General features: G+C 66.8%; 9 protein-coding genes. 1 reads left to right on the top strand and 8 read right to left on the bottom strand.

The window, feature by feature from the left end; all coding sequences use genetic code 11:
- Nucleotides 1–11: 11 nt before the first annotated feature.
- From JNG39_RS06960 to JNG39_RS06950, 3 genes are all read right to left on the bottom strand, one after another.
- Entirely contained in the window at nt 12–1,826 is a 1,815-nt protein-coding gene (locus tag JNG39_RS06960; RefSeq protein WP_368310427.1) for a glycoside hydrolase family 2 protein, read from the bottom strand.
- A 196-nt stretch (nt 1,827–2,022) separates the two neighbouring features.
- Nucleotides 2,023–2,910: an alpha/beta fold hydrolase gene (locus JNG39_RS06955; RefSeq protein WP_368310426.1), complete on the bottom strand. Its 888-nt coding sequence runs from the start codon at nt 2,908–2,910 to the stop codon at nt 2,023–2,025.
- Nucleotides 2,911–2,936: 26 nt separating this feature from the next.
- Nucleotides 2,937–3,866 (bottom strand): pyridoxamine 5'-phosphate oxidase family protein, encoded by a 930-nt coding sequence (locus JNG39_RS06950; protein WP_368310425.1) that lies wholly within the window; start codon nt 3,864–3,866, stop codon nt 2,937–2,939.
- A 136-nt stretch (nt 3,867–4,002) separates the two neighbouring features.
- Here JNG39_RS06950 and JNG39_RS06945 point away from each other — a divergent pair, with 136 nt between their 5' ends.
- Nucleotides 4,003–4,902: a LysR family transcriptional regulator gene (locus tag JNG39_RS06945; RefSeq protein WP_368310424.1), complete on the top strand. Its 900-nt coding sequence runs from the start codon at nt 4,003–4,005 to the stop codon at nt 4,900–4,902.
- A gap of 49 nt (nt 4,903–4,951) precedes the next feature.
- On the opposite strand, the gene JNG39_RS06940 is transcribed toward JNG39_RS06945, so the two are convergent.
- The 5 genes from JNG39_RS06940 to JNG39_RS06920 form a co-directional block, all read right to left on the bottom strand.
- Nucleotides 4,952–6,823, bottom strand: a complete 1,872-nt coding sequence (locus JNG39_RS06940) for a hypothetical protein (protein ID WP_368310423.1) — start codon at nt 6,821–6,823, stop codon at nt 4,952–4,954.
- Between the two features lie 67 nt (nt 6,824–6,890).
- Complete coding sequence (locus tag JNG39_RS06935; RefSeq protein WP_368310422.1) at nt 6,891–8,084, bottom strand: SGNH/GDSL hydrolase family protein; 1,194 nt, start codon at nt 8,082–8,084, stop codon at nt 6,891–6,893.
- Entirely contained in the window at nt 8,081–10,468 is a 2,388-nt protein-coding gene (locus JNG39_RS06930; protein WP_368310421.1) for a glycoside hydrolase N-terminal domain-containing protein, read from the bottom strand. Before JNG39_RS06930 ends, JNG39_RS06935 begins: the two co-directional genes overlap by 4 nt.
- Nucleotides 10,469–10,557: 89 nt before the next feature.
- A complete protein-coding gene (locus JNG39_RS06925; protein ID WP_368310420.1) occupies nt 10,558–11,172 on the bottom strand; it encodes a hypothetical protein in 615 nt (204 codons plus the stop codon).
- Between the two features lie 309 nt (nt 11,173–11,481).
- Nucleotides 11,482–13,710 (bottom strand): TonB-dependent receptor, encoded by a 2,229-nt coding sequence (locus JNG39_RS06920; protein ID WP_368310419.1) that lies wholly within the window; start codon nt 13,708–13,710, stop codon nt 11,482–11,484.
- Nucleotides 13,711–13,833 lie beyond the last annotated feature (123 nt).

Here is a 13,833-nt window from a genome sequence, read left to right as displayed (position 1 = left end):
TCGGCGCGACGTCATGGACGGGGAGGGTTCGCAGCCTTGAACACGGCGTCGTTGGCGGCTTTTACGCGTTGGAACTCCATCTTCTCCATGCGCCGGTCGTAAGTCAGAAAGCCATTGACCTCGTGCTCGACATCGCTGGTCTGGGTATAGACGGCGGCACCGAGACCCTCCTGCGCGACCAGCGGTATCAACGCCGACTGCACCTGTTCGAAACGCTTCGTCAGGGCTTCCTTGTTCGGGGCCATCTCGTATGACCCGTGTTTTCCGGGCCACATGTGGCCGGGTGCGAGCATGCCCAACCCACCGTACTCGCCGAGCGCCGCCGCGCGCGTAGCGCTCGGCTTGGGGGGATGGCCGGGGCCGACATAGATGTGCAGGTCGTCGAAATCCCCGTTGCCGGGGTCGCCCGCGGCCTTTCGATAATCGGGAGCGTTGTTGTAGCCGGTATTGCCGTCGACAAGCCGAGTGGGATCGAGTCGTTGGGTCCAGGCGGTGATCCGCGGCACGTCGTAAGCGCCCCAGTTTTCGTTGAAGGGCACCCAGGCGACGATGGCCGGTGAGTTTCCGTGCTGCTCGATGATCCGCCGCCATTCGTGCTCGAATTGCGTGCGCACCTCGGGACGATCGTCGGGATACCAGATCGACGGCATGTCCTGCCACACGAGCAGGCCGATTCGGTCGGCCCAGTAATACCAGCGCTGCGGTTCGACCTTGGCGTGCTTGCGCACCATGTTGAAACCCAGGCGCTTGATGACGTCGAGGTCGGATTTCAACGCGGCGTCGGTGGGAGCGGTGTGGATGCCGTCGGGCCAATAGCCCTGGTCCAGCGGCCCCATCTGGAATACGAACCGGCCGTTGAGCAAGGGGCGCAACCGGCCGTCGACCTTGCCCAGGGCCACCGAGCGCATGCCCACGTAGCTGCCGACCTCGTCGAGCACCTTGCCTTCGCGATCCAGCAGTTGCACCCGTAGGTCATAGAGGTGGGGATCGTCGGGAGACCACAGGCGAGGATGCGCGACGTGCAGTTCGGCGGCCCGGGACGCATCGGACGTGGCTTCGGCGACGGCCTTGCCGTCCGACAGCATGATCGCGTGGAGCCGCGCCGCGTCGCCCTGGATGGCCGCGGACACGGTCACCGTCGACGTCTTCACGTCGGACGTGATCTTCAGGCTTTCGACGTGCGTCGACGGCACGGGCTCGAGCCATACCGTTTGCCAGATGCCCGAGGTGAAAGTGTAATCGCCGCGCTTCAATGCGCCCTTGCCGCTGGAGTGCGTGCCGTCGTGGGTATCCCGCGCGCCGACGACGAGTTCGTTCTCACCGGGACGGAGCCATCGGGTGATGTCCACTTCGAAGGCATCCCAGTCGCCCTGGTGGGTGGTGGCGAGATGGCCGTTCACGTAGACGACGGCCTCGTGGGATACCGCGTCGAAGTGCAGCAGCACGGGTCGTTGTCCCCACGACGCGGGAACGGCGAAGCGTCGCCGATACCACATGTTGATCGGCTGCCTGGTCATCACCCCGGACAGATACGACTCGGGAGCGAACGGTACCTTGATGGTGGCGTGTTTCGCCGGAAAGCCCGGCGGCGCGGTCCGTTGGCTGTCGGGTTTCGGCGCGGCGCTTCCGCCCATGTAATCCCAGGTGCCATTGAGGTTGAGCCAGGCGGCGCGGGTCATCTGTGGGCGCGGATAGTCGGGAAGCGGCACCTGTGCGGCCCTGGCTTCTTCGGTCCATGGCGTGGTCAACGGCACGGTGGACGACGCCTCGGCGGTGGATGCCGTGGCGAGTGCGATGGCCAGGATGCAACGTGCGTGGAAGTTCATGATGCCGCCTTCGTAAATCCGTGATCCGGAAGGCTAGCTCAAGGAGCGTGTGGATTTGAACGGGGTGCGGAAGATGAAATCCACATGGCGGGTCGGGACGATCCGCATCGCCTCTTTCGCGAAAGCCGCACGTTAGGCGCTGGGTTCCTGCGCAAGCGGGAACCCAGCGCCTCGTTCCATGAGGGTGCGACGACACTCAGACGTTCTTGCCGATCTTCCGATCGAGGAAATCGCGGATCAACGGCATGATCTCGTCGCCCTTGTCCTCCAGCGCGAAGTGCCCGGTCGGGAACAGGTGAAACTCCAGGTCCTGCAGGTCGCGCTTGTACGGATGCGCACCGTCGGCCGGGAAGATCGTGTCGCGCTCGCCCCAGGTGATGAGGGTCGGCGGCTGGTGTTCGCGGAACAGGCGCTGCACTTCCGGATACAGCGGCACGTTGTTGCGGTAGTCGTACATCACGTCCATCTGAATGTCCTCGTTGCCGGGGCGATCCAGCAGCGCCTGGTCGTGCACCCAGTTGTCGGGCGAGATGCGCGTGACGTCGTCCACGCCGTCGGTGTACTGGAAAATGGTGGTGTCCGCTTTCACCAGCCAGCGCAGCGCATCGCGGCTCTTCTCGGCACCGTCGGCCCAATACGTCTTGATCGGGTCCCAGAAGGTCTTGAGGCCTTCGTCATAGGCATTGCCGTTCTGCACGATGAGGGCGGTGAGCTTCTCCGGATGCTTCAGGAACAGCTGCCAGCCCACCGGCGCGCCATAGTCCATGACGTACATCGCGTATTTCTGCACGCCGAGCCGCTCGAGCAGCGTGCGAACCAGATTGCCGAAGTTCTCGAACGTGTAGGCGTACGTCGTGTGGTCCGGGGCGTCGCTCTGGCCGTAGCCGGGGTAGTCCGGGGCGATCACGCGGTAGCCATCGGCCAGATACGGCATGAGATGGCGGAACATGTGCGACGACGTGGGGAAACCGTGCAGCAACACCACGACGGGCGCGTCTTTCGGGCCGGCTTCGCGGTAGGCGATCTTGAGGCCGTCGATCTGTTCACTGCGATGGAATACGACAGGGAGGGTGGAAGCGTTCATGAGGATTCTCCGGTGATGAAGGTGTTTCAGGGGTGGGATACGGGCGGATTGAAGGGAGATGCGTCGAGAAACTCCCACTCCGCCCGCTGGAGGGCATCGCGCAGGATCCATTGGCCGACGTGGAAGTCCCAGTAGCGATGGGTGCCGCCGGTCTCGTCGTCGGGATCGTCTTCGTTCCAGTGCAGCTCGGCGGTGCCGGTCAGTTGAAGCAGCCGTCCGCTCGTGAAATCCGGCACGCACAGTCCGGCGTGCGGATCGGTCAGGAAATTGCCCAGGGTGTTGAACAGGCTGTTTCCCGGAAAATCGGGGATGCGCAGCGTGCGCTCGTCGAGAAGCTTCACGAAGCCCGGTTCACCGCCGCGATGCGACACGTCCGCGCCGGCCGTCGGATGGCGGCTCGCTACGAACATCGTGTCGGCCTGGCGGATGAGCGTCGCCACGCTGCCGCGCAGTACGCTGCCGTGCGCCGCCTGACCGGCAGCACCGGGTTCGCCGAGCGTGCGCAGGTGGCGTCGCTGGATGTACTTCGGGCAATTGGCGTACGCCTCGCGCACCCCAACCTCGAAGCCCGTTTCGTCCTGGCTCGCCAGCACGCCGTTGATCCGAAAGCGGCGACGCGTATCCAGTTCGATGAAGAGCAGGCCCACGGGCTTGCCTTCGGCCAGGTTGTCCCATGCGGGTTCCAGCGGATCGCGGCGGCTCGAAGGCATCTCGACCCGGAGGGATTCGCCGGTCTCGCCATGGGCGAAACCGGGCGTGCCGAAGAGCATCGAGGCCCAGACGTTGCCGGCGGCGTCCACGGTGCCCATGGCCACCATGAACTGGCGTGCGATGAAGGGCAGGGCGCCGCCCGGCACGGTATCGCGCAGCATGGCGATGTTGCGGGCCGCGATGCCGGCTTCGCCGGTGATCGCCTGGGCCGTTCTTTCGCCTTCGTGGAAGCGTGGGTTGTTCATGGCACCGACCTCGTTGCGTTGGGTGAATTCTGGGAATTCGACGCAAGTCCGGGAACGAGGCGGTGGGTAATTCACTATTGCGCGCGGCGGAGGTCATAATGCCCGCAAGGCCTCCGGCGTTACGCGAAGACGGGACATGGACCAGATCCACCTCATGAAGGTGTTCGTGGCGGTGGGTGAGGAAGAGAGCTTCGCCGCCGCCTCGCGGCGTATCGACCTGTCGCCTGCCGCGGTGACCCGGGCGATCGGCGCGCTGGAGGAGCACCTGGGCGTGAAGCTGCTCGCGCGTACCACGCGCAACGTGCGCCTGACCGAGGCCGGACGCCGTTACCTGGACGACACCCGTGCCATCCTCGCCAGCATCGACGAAGCCGACGAAGCCGCGGCCGGCGTCAACGCCGCGCCCAAGGGCAACCTGTCGGTGACCGCGTCGGTGCTGTTCGGCAAGCGGTTCATCATGCCGTGCATCGTGCGCTTCCTGCAGGAATACCCCGAGGTCGACATCGCCGCCTATTTCCTCGATCGCGTGGTCAACCTCGTGGACGAGGGCATCGACGTGGCGGTGCGCATCGGCCATCTGCCGGACTCGGGCCTGAAGGCCCTCCGCGTGGGGCAGGTGCGGCGGGTGCTGTGTGCGTCGCCCGACTACCTGCGTCGCCATGGCGAGCCGACGCACCCGGTGGACCTGCTGAATCACGTGATCGTCGCGGCCAGCGGCGTGTCGCCGCGCGTGGACTGGAAGTTCGGCGCCGCCGACGATCCCACCATGGTGCGGGTGAAGCCGCGGCTGACCGTGACCAGCAACGATGGCGCCATCGCCGCCGCCACCGAAGGGCTCGGCGTGGTACGGCTACTGTCCTACCAGGTGGCCGACGAACTGGCCTCGGGCCGTCTCAAGGTGATCCTGGGCGATTACGAGGAAGCGCCGTGGCCGGTGCACGTGGTGCACCGGGAAAGCAAGTTCGGCTCGGCGAAGGTTCGGCGGTTCATCGACATGCTTGCCGAGTCGTTGCGCGGGCACCCGGCCTTCGCCTGAGCGATTCGCCGTAGGCACCGGCGCAGGCCGGTGCCTGCGGCGTCGAGGGTCAGGTCGCCTCGAGACCCTTCCACGCGTGCATTTCGGCCATCGCCAGCGCCAGCTTCGGGCTACGGCGGGCAACGCGCTCGCGCTTCTCGCGCTCCGCTCGGATCGTCGGCCACGCCTCGAGATACGCCGACAGCACCTCGGCATCGCACGCATAGCGTGCGAACGCCTCGGCCGTGGCCGAGCGTAGCGCCACCGCACCGTTGTAACCGCCGAAACCCTGTGTGGCGCAGATGGCGCCACCGTCGGCCATGCCTTCGGAGGGCGCGGCCTGCAGGTGGAAGTAACGGGATACGTCGCCGAGATCCGGATCGAGGCGGCGCAACGTGGGCACGCCCGGGGCCTTGCGGCCGAGCACGAACTGCAGCGCCTGCGACATCGCCTTCAGGCCTGTTTCGCCCATGGTATGCCCGTCGCCCACGGCTTTCGGCGTGCCGACGAACAGCTTCGGCACGTCGCCTTCGACGCCCTGGCGCTGCGCCGCGCCGCGCAGGCCCGCCAGTGCGGTGCCGAGGTCGGTCTTGGAATTGGTGCGCGTGCCCGTGGCGTGTGCCGCGAGGTAGTGGAAGTCGTGCACGCCGTAACCATGCCCTTCGTAGGCCATGTCGAGGGCTTGCACGAGGGCGTTCTCGCCGCCGAAGCCCACGCCGGCGAAGTGCGCCTTGCCGCCGGCCTCGGCGCTCTGGCCCCAGCCGACGATGATCGAGGTGATGTCGAGCCGGTTGCGCAGCGCGAAGTCGAGCGTGGTCACCAGCAGGCCCGACCCGCCGTGGCCGACCACCGTGCCGTCGGCATCGACGTCGAACGGCGCCAGCGAGTCGTGCACGCTGCGTACGGTGCCGTCGGCATGGGCGGCATTCTTCGCGGCGAGCTTGTCGCCGGTCATCAGGGCGCCGCCGCCGAAGGCCTCGAGGATGCCGTAGCGCGGCTGCAACGCGGCATCGGCGGCCGTCAGCAGCACCATCTTCGGCTTCTGGAAGCCTGGGTAGTCGAACAGCATCTGCGGCGCGACGTCGGCCAGGGCGACGAGGCTGGAAGCGCAGGCTCCCACGGCGGTCATCGGCGCCTGCGGCACGCGCATGAAGCCGACGTTGTCCGACTTCAGCGACTCGCGCAGCTCGGGATTCTTGAGTACGCGGCTGATGCCGTAGGCCGGGGCGAGCATGGTCGAGACCAGGGCGGGGCCATGCGAGCCCAGCGAATGCGAGAGGCGTACGGCGAAGGTGTCTTTCGGGAAGCCGCCCTCGGGCAGCGGCGCATCGGGACGCAGCCACTGGCCGAGGCCGTCGAGGCCGCCGAACGCGGTGGCCGAGGCCACGCGGAAACCGAACGGGTCGGGCACCAGCTCGGCCAGCGGACGCGGCAGGCCGGCCAGCGCGCCCAGGGCGCCATAGGCGAAAAGCTGCGACTGCAGCGACGGGCTGAGCAGCGGGTCGCTCTGGAACAGGCCGTGCATTTCCTTCAGCTTCGAACCGCGGATGTCCTCGTAGCGCAGGCCGGCCAGGCGGCGCAGGCCGACGGTTTCGAGGTCGTGCGGCAGCGGCGCGGCGATGTCGGTGACCACGCGCGGCGCCAGTTCGCGCACGCCGGGCACGTGGCGGATGCCGCTGTTGGCGCGCAGCGACTCGCCGTGCAGGCGCGTGAGTTCGTCGAGCGAGACGGGCTCGCCGGCGCGGTCGCCCTGGGCCCAGCGCATGCCGTCGGCCGCGCTGGCGGCCTCGGGGTCGAGCTCGACCAGACCGGCGTCGAACGCCGCAAGGGGCAGGAATTCATCCGAACCGGCCACCACGGCCTGGTAGGTTTCCGTGGAGCCGACCGCCGAGATGGTGCAGGCGGTGCCGACGGTGACGAGGACCTGATCGCTTCTCAACATATGCTGGGCAGTACCGTAAACGCTGGACCCCTCAGTATAGGCGTTTATCCCTGCGTCGGCTTGGCTATTACCGCACTTTGCGCAGGTCGATGGCGTCCGCCATGGCCTTCATTCCCGCCGCGTTGGGATGGAGATGGTCGCCGGCGTCGTAGGCCGCCTTCAGGCGCTGGGGCTGGGCCGGATCGCGAACCGCCTTGTCGAAATCGATCACGCCGTCGAATTCGCCGGAGGTGCGGATCCAGTCGTTCGCCGCCTGCCGCGTCTTCTCACCATCTTCGGAGAAGTAGCCGGCACCCCGGTAAGGCAGGATCGTGCCGCCGAGGATGCGGATGTGGGCGGCGTGGGCCCGGCGGATCAGTTCGCGGTAGCCCGCGATCAGGTGGTCCGCGGTGAGCGGGCCACCGTCCGGCCCGGCGTTGTTGCCGATGTCGTTGATGCCTTCGAGCAGGATGACCGTGCGCACGCGCGGCAGGGACAGTACGTCGTGGTCGAAGCGTTTGAGGGCGCTGACGCCGCGGGCCACGTCCGGCACCACGTCGGTGAGCACGCGGTTGCCGCCGATGCCCGCATCGACCACGGCGAGGGGAATCCCGCCGGCGACCAGACGCCGGGCGAGCGCGTCGGGCCAGCGCGCGTTGGCACTGACCGGCGTGTTGTAACCATCGGTGATGGAATCGCCGAAGGCCACGAGCGTGTCGTGTTTCGGGGCGGCGACCGTCACGGCCGACAGCTCGTACCAGTGCGTGCTTGTTTCGGTGAACGCGGCCGGGTCGACGTCGCCCGCATGATCGCCCGCACCGTCCGCGCTGGCGTAGGTCGTCTCGAACGCGTCCTGGTGGAAGGTCGACGACGCGACGGCATCGGGCAGGTAGAGCGAGACCAGCAGATTTTTACCCACCTTGACCTCGACCGGCACGGGATCGGTCCAGACCTCGCCACCGGCGGGGATCGTGAAGCTCGCCGAGCCGCCCACGGTGAGCGGACGGAGGCTTCCCGGTACCGGCGAGGCACCGCTCGCCTGCAGGCCGAGCGTGGCATGCCCGACTTGCAGGGGCGTGGTGCCGTACAGGTTGGACACGCGCACTTGCGGCGCCGTGCCGCCGACCGACGGATGCACCGCCATGCGCAAGGTCTGGGCGTGGAAGGCCGGTCCGCCCGGCGTCACGGACGGCGCCCACGCCGCCACGCGCTGGCCCGCATCGTCGGCCATGCCCTGGCCGCAGGCCATCAGGCCGAGAAGTCCTATCGCGAGTCGTTTCATAGCAGCACCTTGCTTTCGCCCGCACGCAGCGAGACGGGATGGGATCGTTCGTCGAAGACCACGTCGGTCTTTGCGCCGCCGACGCTGCGCACGGTCAGCGCCGTGACCTTGCCGTTGCGCCAGGCCATGTCCACCTGGAAACCGCCGCGCGCGCCGAGGCCGGTGATGCTGCCGTCGCGCCATGCCTTGGGCAGCGCGGGAAGCAGTTCGATGCGTCCCGGTCGCGAATACAACAGCATCTCCAGCATGGCGGTGGGGGTGCCGTAGTTGGCATCGATCTGGAAGGCGTCGGCGTTCTCGTCGAGCTGGTAGAAGTCGAAGAAATTCGCGGTGGTGCCGTTGCTGTGGTTCATCGCCGGCAGCAGGTTGGTGAGCAGCAACCGGTAGGCGTTGTCCGCGTTCTTCAGGCGTGCCCAGCAGATCGCGCGCCACGCGCAACCCCAGCCGAAGCCCGTCATGCCGCGGGCGGTGAGCAGGCGGGTGACGGCCTGGATGAGTTCGGGCGGGCTATCCTCGACGCGGATGCGATCGCCGGGGAAGAAGCCGAACAGGGGCGAGAGATGCCGGTGCGTGACTTCGCCCAGGTTGTCCGGCGTCATCCATTCCTCGAGCCAGCCGGTCTTTTCGCTGATGCGGGGCAGATAGAGCTTTTCGCGCAGGGCGGTGAAGCGCGCCGCGGCGTCCGCATCGCGGCCGAGCAGCACGCTCGATTCGCGGAAATGGCCGAACAGGTCCCATGCCAGCTCCTGCGCATAGGTGTTGCCCTTGGCGTCGGTCGGCCCCTGCTCGGGTGAGTAGTCCGCGTCGTCGATCAGCACCTCGCGGGTGTGGCCCGTCGCGGGATCGGTGACCCGGGTGGGGATCAGCCGGGCCTCCCAGAATTCGCACGCGCCCTTCAGCAGTGGGTGAATGCGCTCCAGGTGGCGGCGATCCTGGGTGTATTCGTAGTGCTGCCACAGGTTGTTGCACAACCAGGCGCTGGCACCGGGATGCCACCACCACCCGTTGCCGCCGTAGATGTTGGTGGAGAACGCCACCGTCCAGCCGGCGACCTTGCCCGAGCTATTGCGAAAGCCGTTGCGCGGATCGTTGAAGAGCTGGCGGGTGAGCGCCGTCCATGAATCGATCTGCGACAGGCAATACTCGGTCAACGCGTCGAAGCACGAGGAAAGCGCCGCGCGATCGGGCAGCCAGTAGTTCATCTGGATGTTGATGTCGGTGTGATAATCGCCCATCCAGGGAGGCGCGTTGTCCGACAGCCAGAGGCCTTGCAGGCCGGTAGGCAGCTTGTCGCGCGAGCCCGCGATGGTGAGGTACCGGCCGAATTGCAGGTAGCTGGCTTCCAGTTCCGGATCGGGTGCGGAGGTGGCCTGCGAGCGAGCCTGCAGGCGCGCCCATGTGTCGAGCGAGCGTTGTTCGGGGGTCGACTCGCCCAGGTCCACGTGCATGGTGTCGAACAGGCGCGCGTGGTCGGCAACGTGCGTGCGCAGCAACGCGTCCGGCGACGGCTCGAGGGCGGCCTCGATCTTCGAAAGCGCGCGGGCGGCCGGATCGACCGTCCCATCCATGTAGTTCCGCCTGGCGTCCGGCACGTAGTTGGTACCGCCGCAGAAGATCACGGTCAGCGCATCGCAGTCCTTGAAATGAAGGCCGTCGGCGGTGCCGCGCACGGTGCCGCCGGATGCCTCGATCCGCGCCACCGCGGCATACTTCAGGCCGTTGTCGAACTTGCCGTCGAACAACCGCGAGGGCACGCGACCTTCGGTGCGGGCGATCTCGCCGTGCGCGCCCTGCAGGTCGAGCACGCCGCTGTAACGGCCGCCACCGTCCTGCGACAGGCGCACCACGATGACGTCGTCGGGATGGCTGGCGTAGACCTCGCGCAGGTAACGCACGCCGCCCTTGCGATAGGACATCCGCACGACACCGCGGGCCATGTCCAGCTCGCGGCGGAAGTCCTCCAGGCCGGCGATGTCGTGGCCGTCCACCTGGAGATAGAGCTTCGCCAGCATCACCAGGCTGCCGAAGTCGGTGGTGGCGTAGCCGAACTGCCCCTTCTCGTCGAGTACGGCGTTGCGACCGCCCAGCCACATCGAACCGTCGGTGACGTAGAGGAAGTCGCGCAGCGGATCGCCGCCGACGAGGGCGCCGATGCGGCCGTTGCCGATCGGCAGGCCTTCGCGCAAGACGTTCGCCTCGCTGGAAGGTGTGGGATACCAGAGCGCGAGCTTGTTCGATCCGGGCGGCAGCGGCGCCGTGGGGCGCGACACCGCCGCGCAGGCGCTGAACACCGGCATGCCCATCAGGGGCAGGAGGCCGGCCAGACCGCTCATTTTCAGGAACTGGCGGCGCGATGCCGACGGCGACTCGTCTTCGTGCTTCATCGTGATCCCTGTGCCGACGCTCCCCGGCGCCACGAGCGGGTATTTGTACTACAAAACGGAAACTAGGCTCGCATCGCGCGCTCTGTCAACTAGAAACTCAGGCCCAGGGGCCGCTGGCAGTCGTACTTCTCGTTCATGTGCGCCACGTCACGCGGCGACAGATGGCGCGAAGCGAGTTCTTCGGGACTGAGGCTTCGCAAACGATCGACATCGACGCAATGGCTGCTCGGAACGCCGAAGAGGCGCTGCGACTTGCGTGCGATGGCACCGATGCCCTGGTTCATCGGATCGATCAGTTGAATGCCGGGCGCCCGGCGCAGATCGGAGCCGGGAAGCGCAGGCATGGCGTTCGATCGCTGCGCGTCGTGCAGTTGCCGCTCGAAGCTTCCGTTGGCGAAGGAGGACGTCGTGGGGGCCGTGGGTGGGGCAGGCGGTGCCGTGACCTCGCCGAGTGAGGGCGGGGGCGCCGGCGGGGCGTCTTTCGGTCGAATCGGCAGTGGCTTCGCATGCCTTGGCGGTGTCGCGATCCGCGTGTGTGCGGGCACGACAATCGGTCGTGGCGCATGCATGGCGACAAAACGAAGCTCAAGCGCGCTGACTTCGCGAGGCGCCACATCAATGGCGGTATGGCGATGGGTCGCCGGTCGAAGCACCGCCACCAGCAGCCCCAGATGGCACCCGATCGCCACGACCATGGCTGCCACGCGGCGAGCGGATAGCCTCGAGTATCGGTTCCTCTCCACCCCACGCCCTCCCTGCGGTCAGGTCGCTCAGACCCTCGGGGACGGATTTGGTTCCAGTCCCCTCACGTCATGCCTGCGCACGCAGGAATCCAGCGCCTTGCGTCCCGGCGAGCGAAAACGTTTCATCGGCTTTGGCAAGGCACCGAAGAGCCGCATCACCGTTTCGCGAAAACCGATCTCAGGGCGCTGGGCTCCTGCGTGCGCAGGAGCGACGTGAGGAGGGTCAACGGTCGAACGACGCCGAGGCCTCTCGTGCGCGACGTGTGGGGATCAGAGGTCGAACGACGCGGATACGTAGTAAGTGCGCGGCAGGCCCTGGGTGAGGTAACCGCCGTTGGCGGAGGCCCAGTAGCCCTTGTTGGTCAGGTTCTGCACGGTGAGACGGAAGGTGACGGGAACGCCTTCGAGATGCGCCGTGGTACGCGCGCCCACGTCGTACGTCGTCCACGCCGGTACCTTCAGCTGGTTGGCCGTGTCGAGGTACTGCTTGCCGGTGCGCACCGCGCGTGCGCTCACGGTGATGTCGGGCGTATGGGGGATGTCCCATTCGACGCCCGCGTTCGCCTGGAAGCGCGGCACGCCGATCGCGTCCTTGCCGTCGTTGGCGCCGCCTTGCGTCTTCACCTGCTCGGGCTGGATGTAGTTCAGGCCGCCCAGCAGGCGAACGCCTTGCGCCGGCTGGCCGAAGAAACTCCACTCGACGCCGCGGTTGCGCTGTTCGCCGTCCACCACGAACGTGTTGGTGGCGGCGTCCACGTACGCGCTGGGCTGCTTGATCTGGAACAGGGCCAGCGTGCTGCCGATGGTGCCGGCATCCCATTTCACGCCCACTTCGTTCTGCTTGGATTTGTACGGCGCGAACACCTGGCCCGCATTGGTGACGGGCTTGCCGGCGAAGGAGTCCGGGGCCTGGTCGCCCTGGCTCAAGGCCTCGATATGGTTCGCGTACACGGACCACTGGTCGGCGAAACGATAGTTCACGCCCACGACCGGGCTGGTGGCGTATTGCTCGTATTCCGAATTCTTCCTGCCGTTCACGCCGTTCACCGCGTAGGCATAGCCGAGCGTGTGAAGCTTCTGGCGACGCGCACCGAGCGTGACTTCCAGGCTGTCGTCCATGAAGCCCAGCGTGTCGGACACGGCGATGCTGCGAAGCTGCGTACGGCCGGTGATACCCGGATCGCTGATGGGACCGATGTTGTAGACGAACTCGGGTACGGAAACGTAGGTGGGATCGTAGATATTGGTGTCGATGACGTGAGGGTTGGTGCTGCTGCTCGAACCGGCATACGCCGCCTTTTTGCGAAAACTCAGCGCGGAGAAGCCGAGGTTCACGCGATGGGTGACCTCGCCCGTCTCGAAGTGAGCATTGAAACCGGCCTCGCCCGTGGCAGTGTCGGCGATATAGGGCACGGTGAAGCGTGACTCGGTGGCGGCGCCGTTCGTGGCGACCAGCGTCGGGCTCACGTAGTCGCCGAACTCGTTGCCGTGGTGGGCGCCTGCTGCGACGTACCCCGTTAGCCACGGAGTGACATCGTATTCGGCGCGCACCACACCGAAGGTGTCTTCCAGCGAGGAGTTCGACCAGGGCTGCGCGTAATTGGTCGTGGCCGAAGGCGCGCGCGGAATGGACGTGAGACCGCTGGCGTAGACCACGGCGCGGCCTCCCGTGATCACCTGTTTCTGGTAACCGAGGTCGGTGGTCACGCGGAGGTTTTCCCCGCGATAGTCGAACGCCACTGCAAGCGCCGTGACGCGGCGCTTCTCGCCATCGATGGCGGTGCCGCCCTCGCGATGCACGGCGTTGACGCGCACGCCGAACTGCTGGCTCGCACCGAAGCGGCGACCGACGTCGACGCTTTCCCCGATCTGGCTGTCGCTGCCCCAGTCCAGGCCGACGCGCGTCACGGGTGTGGCGTCGGCACGCTTGGGCGCGATGTTGATACTGCCGCCGATGCCCGAGCCGCCCGGGCTGATGCCGTTGAGGAACGCACTGGCGCCCTTGAATACTTCGACGCGACTGACCAGTTCCGGTGCGAGCAGCTGGCGTGGCAGCAATCCATACAGACCGTCGAAGGCGATGTCGTCGCTATAGATCTGGAAGCCGCGGATCGTGAACACCTGCGAGAAGTTGCCGAAGCCGAAGCCGGTACGCACGGCCGGATCGTTGCCCACCACGTCGCCGAGCGAGCGTGCCTGCTGGTTGCGGATCAACGTGTCGGTGTAGCTGGTGAGGGCGAACGGCACGTTCATCGCGTCCTGGTTTCCCAGCACGCCGAACCGTCCGCCACGGGCGACCTGGCCGCCAGCGTACTCGGCGGTCGGCGCCGCCACGTTGGCCTGCACCTGTACGCCCGACAAGGTGGTGCTGTTGTCGCGGAGCGCTTTCTGTTCGTCCGTTTCGGCGGCGTGCGCGGTCGAAGCGAAAACGATGGTGGCGATGAGGGCGGAGCGAACGGAGGCCGAAAGCGAGTGGCGGCGAAGCGGAGCGGGGAGCATGGAATTCCTCGGGCCCGGGGCCCATAATGCGGACGCAAATGAGAACGACTCGCATTATGAAATAAAATCGAGGTGTTGCATAGCAACGGAACGTCGCAGGTTGCTTACCGAAGGAGGCCTGCG

Origin of the sequence: Luteibacter sp. CQ10, from assembly GCF_040900725.1 — a bacterium.
Lineage (GTDB): Bacteria > Pseudomonadota > Gammaproteobacteria > Xanthomonadales > Rhodanobacteraceae > Luteibacter.
The sequence above is the reverse complement of the archived record's forward strand: the minus strand, read 5'-3'. Positions and strand labels throughout refer to the sequence as shown.

Excerpts from the sequence above, each read along its gene's own strand:
- JNG39_RS06960 (WP_368310427.1), bottom strand. The coding sequence starts at position 1,826 with ATGAACTTCCACGCACGTTGCATCCTGGCCATCGCACTCGCCACGGCA.
- JNG39_RS06955 (WP_368310426.1), bottom strand. The coding sequence starts at position 2,910 with ATGAACGCTTCCACCCTCCCTGTCGTATTCCATCGCAGTGAACAGATC.
- JNG39_RS06950 (WP_368310425.1), bottom strand. The coding sequence starts at position 3,866 with ATGAACAACCCACGCTTCCACGAAGGCGAAAGAACGGCCCAGGCGATC.
- JNG39_RS06945 (WP_368310424.1), top strand. The coding sequence starts at position 4,003 with ATGGACCAGATCCACCTCATGAAGGTGTTCGTGGCGGTGGGTGAGGAA.
- JNG39_RS06940 (WP_368310423.1), bottom strand. The coding sequence starts at position 6,823 with ATGTTGAGAAGCGATCAGGTCCTCGTCACCGTCGGCACCGCCTGCACC.
- JNG39_RS06935 (WP_368310422.1), bottom strand. The coding sequence starts at position 8,084 with ATGAAACGACTCGCGATAGGACTTCTCGGCCTGATGGCCTGCGGCCAG.
- JNG39_RS06930 (WP_368310421.1), bottom strand. The coding sequence starts at position 10,468 with ATGAAGCACGAAGACGAGTCGCCGTCGGCATCGCGCCGCCAGTTCCTG.
- JNG39_RS06920 (WP_368310419.1), bottom strand. The coding sequence starts at position 13,710 with ATGCTCCCCGCTCCGCTTCGCCGCCACTCGCTTTCGGCCTCCGTTCGC.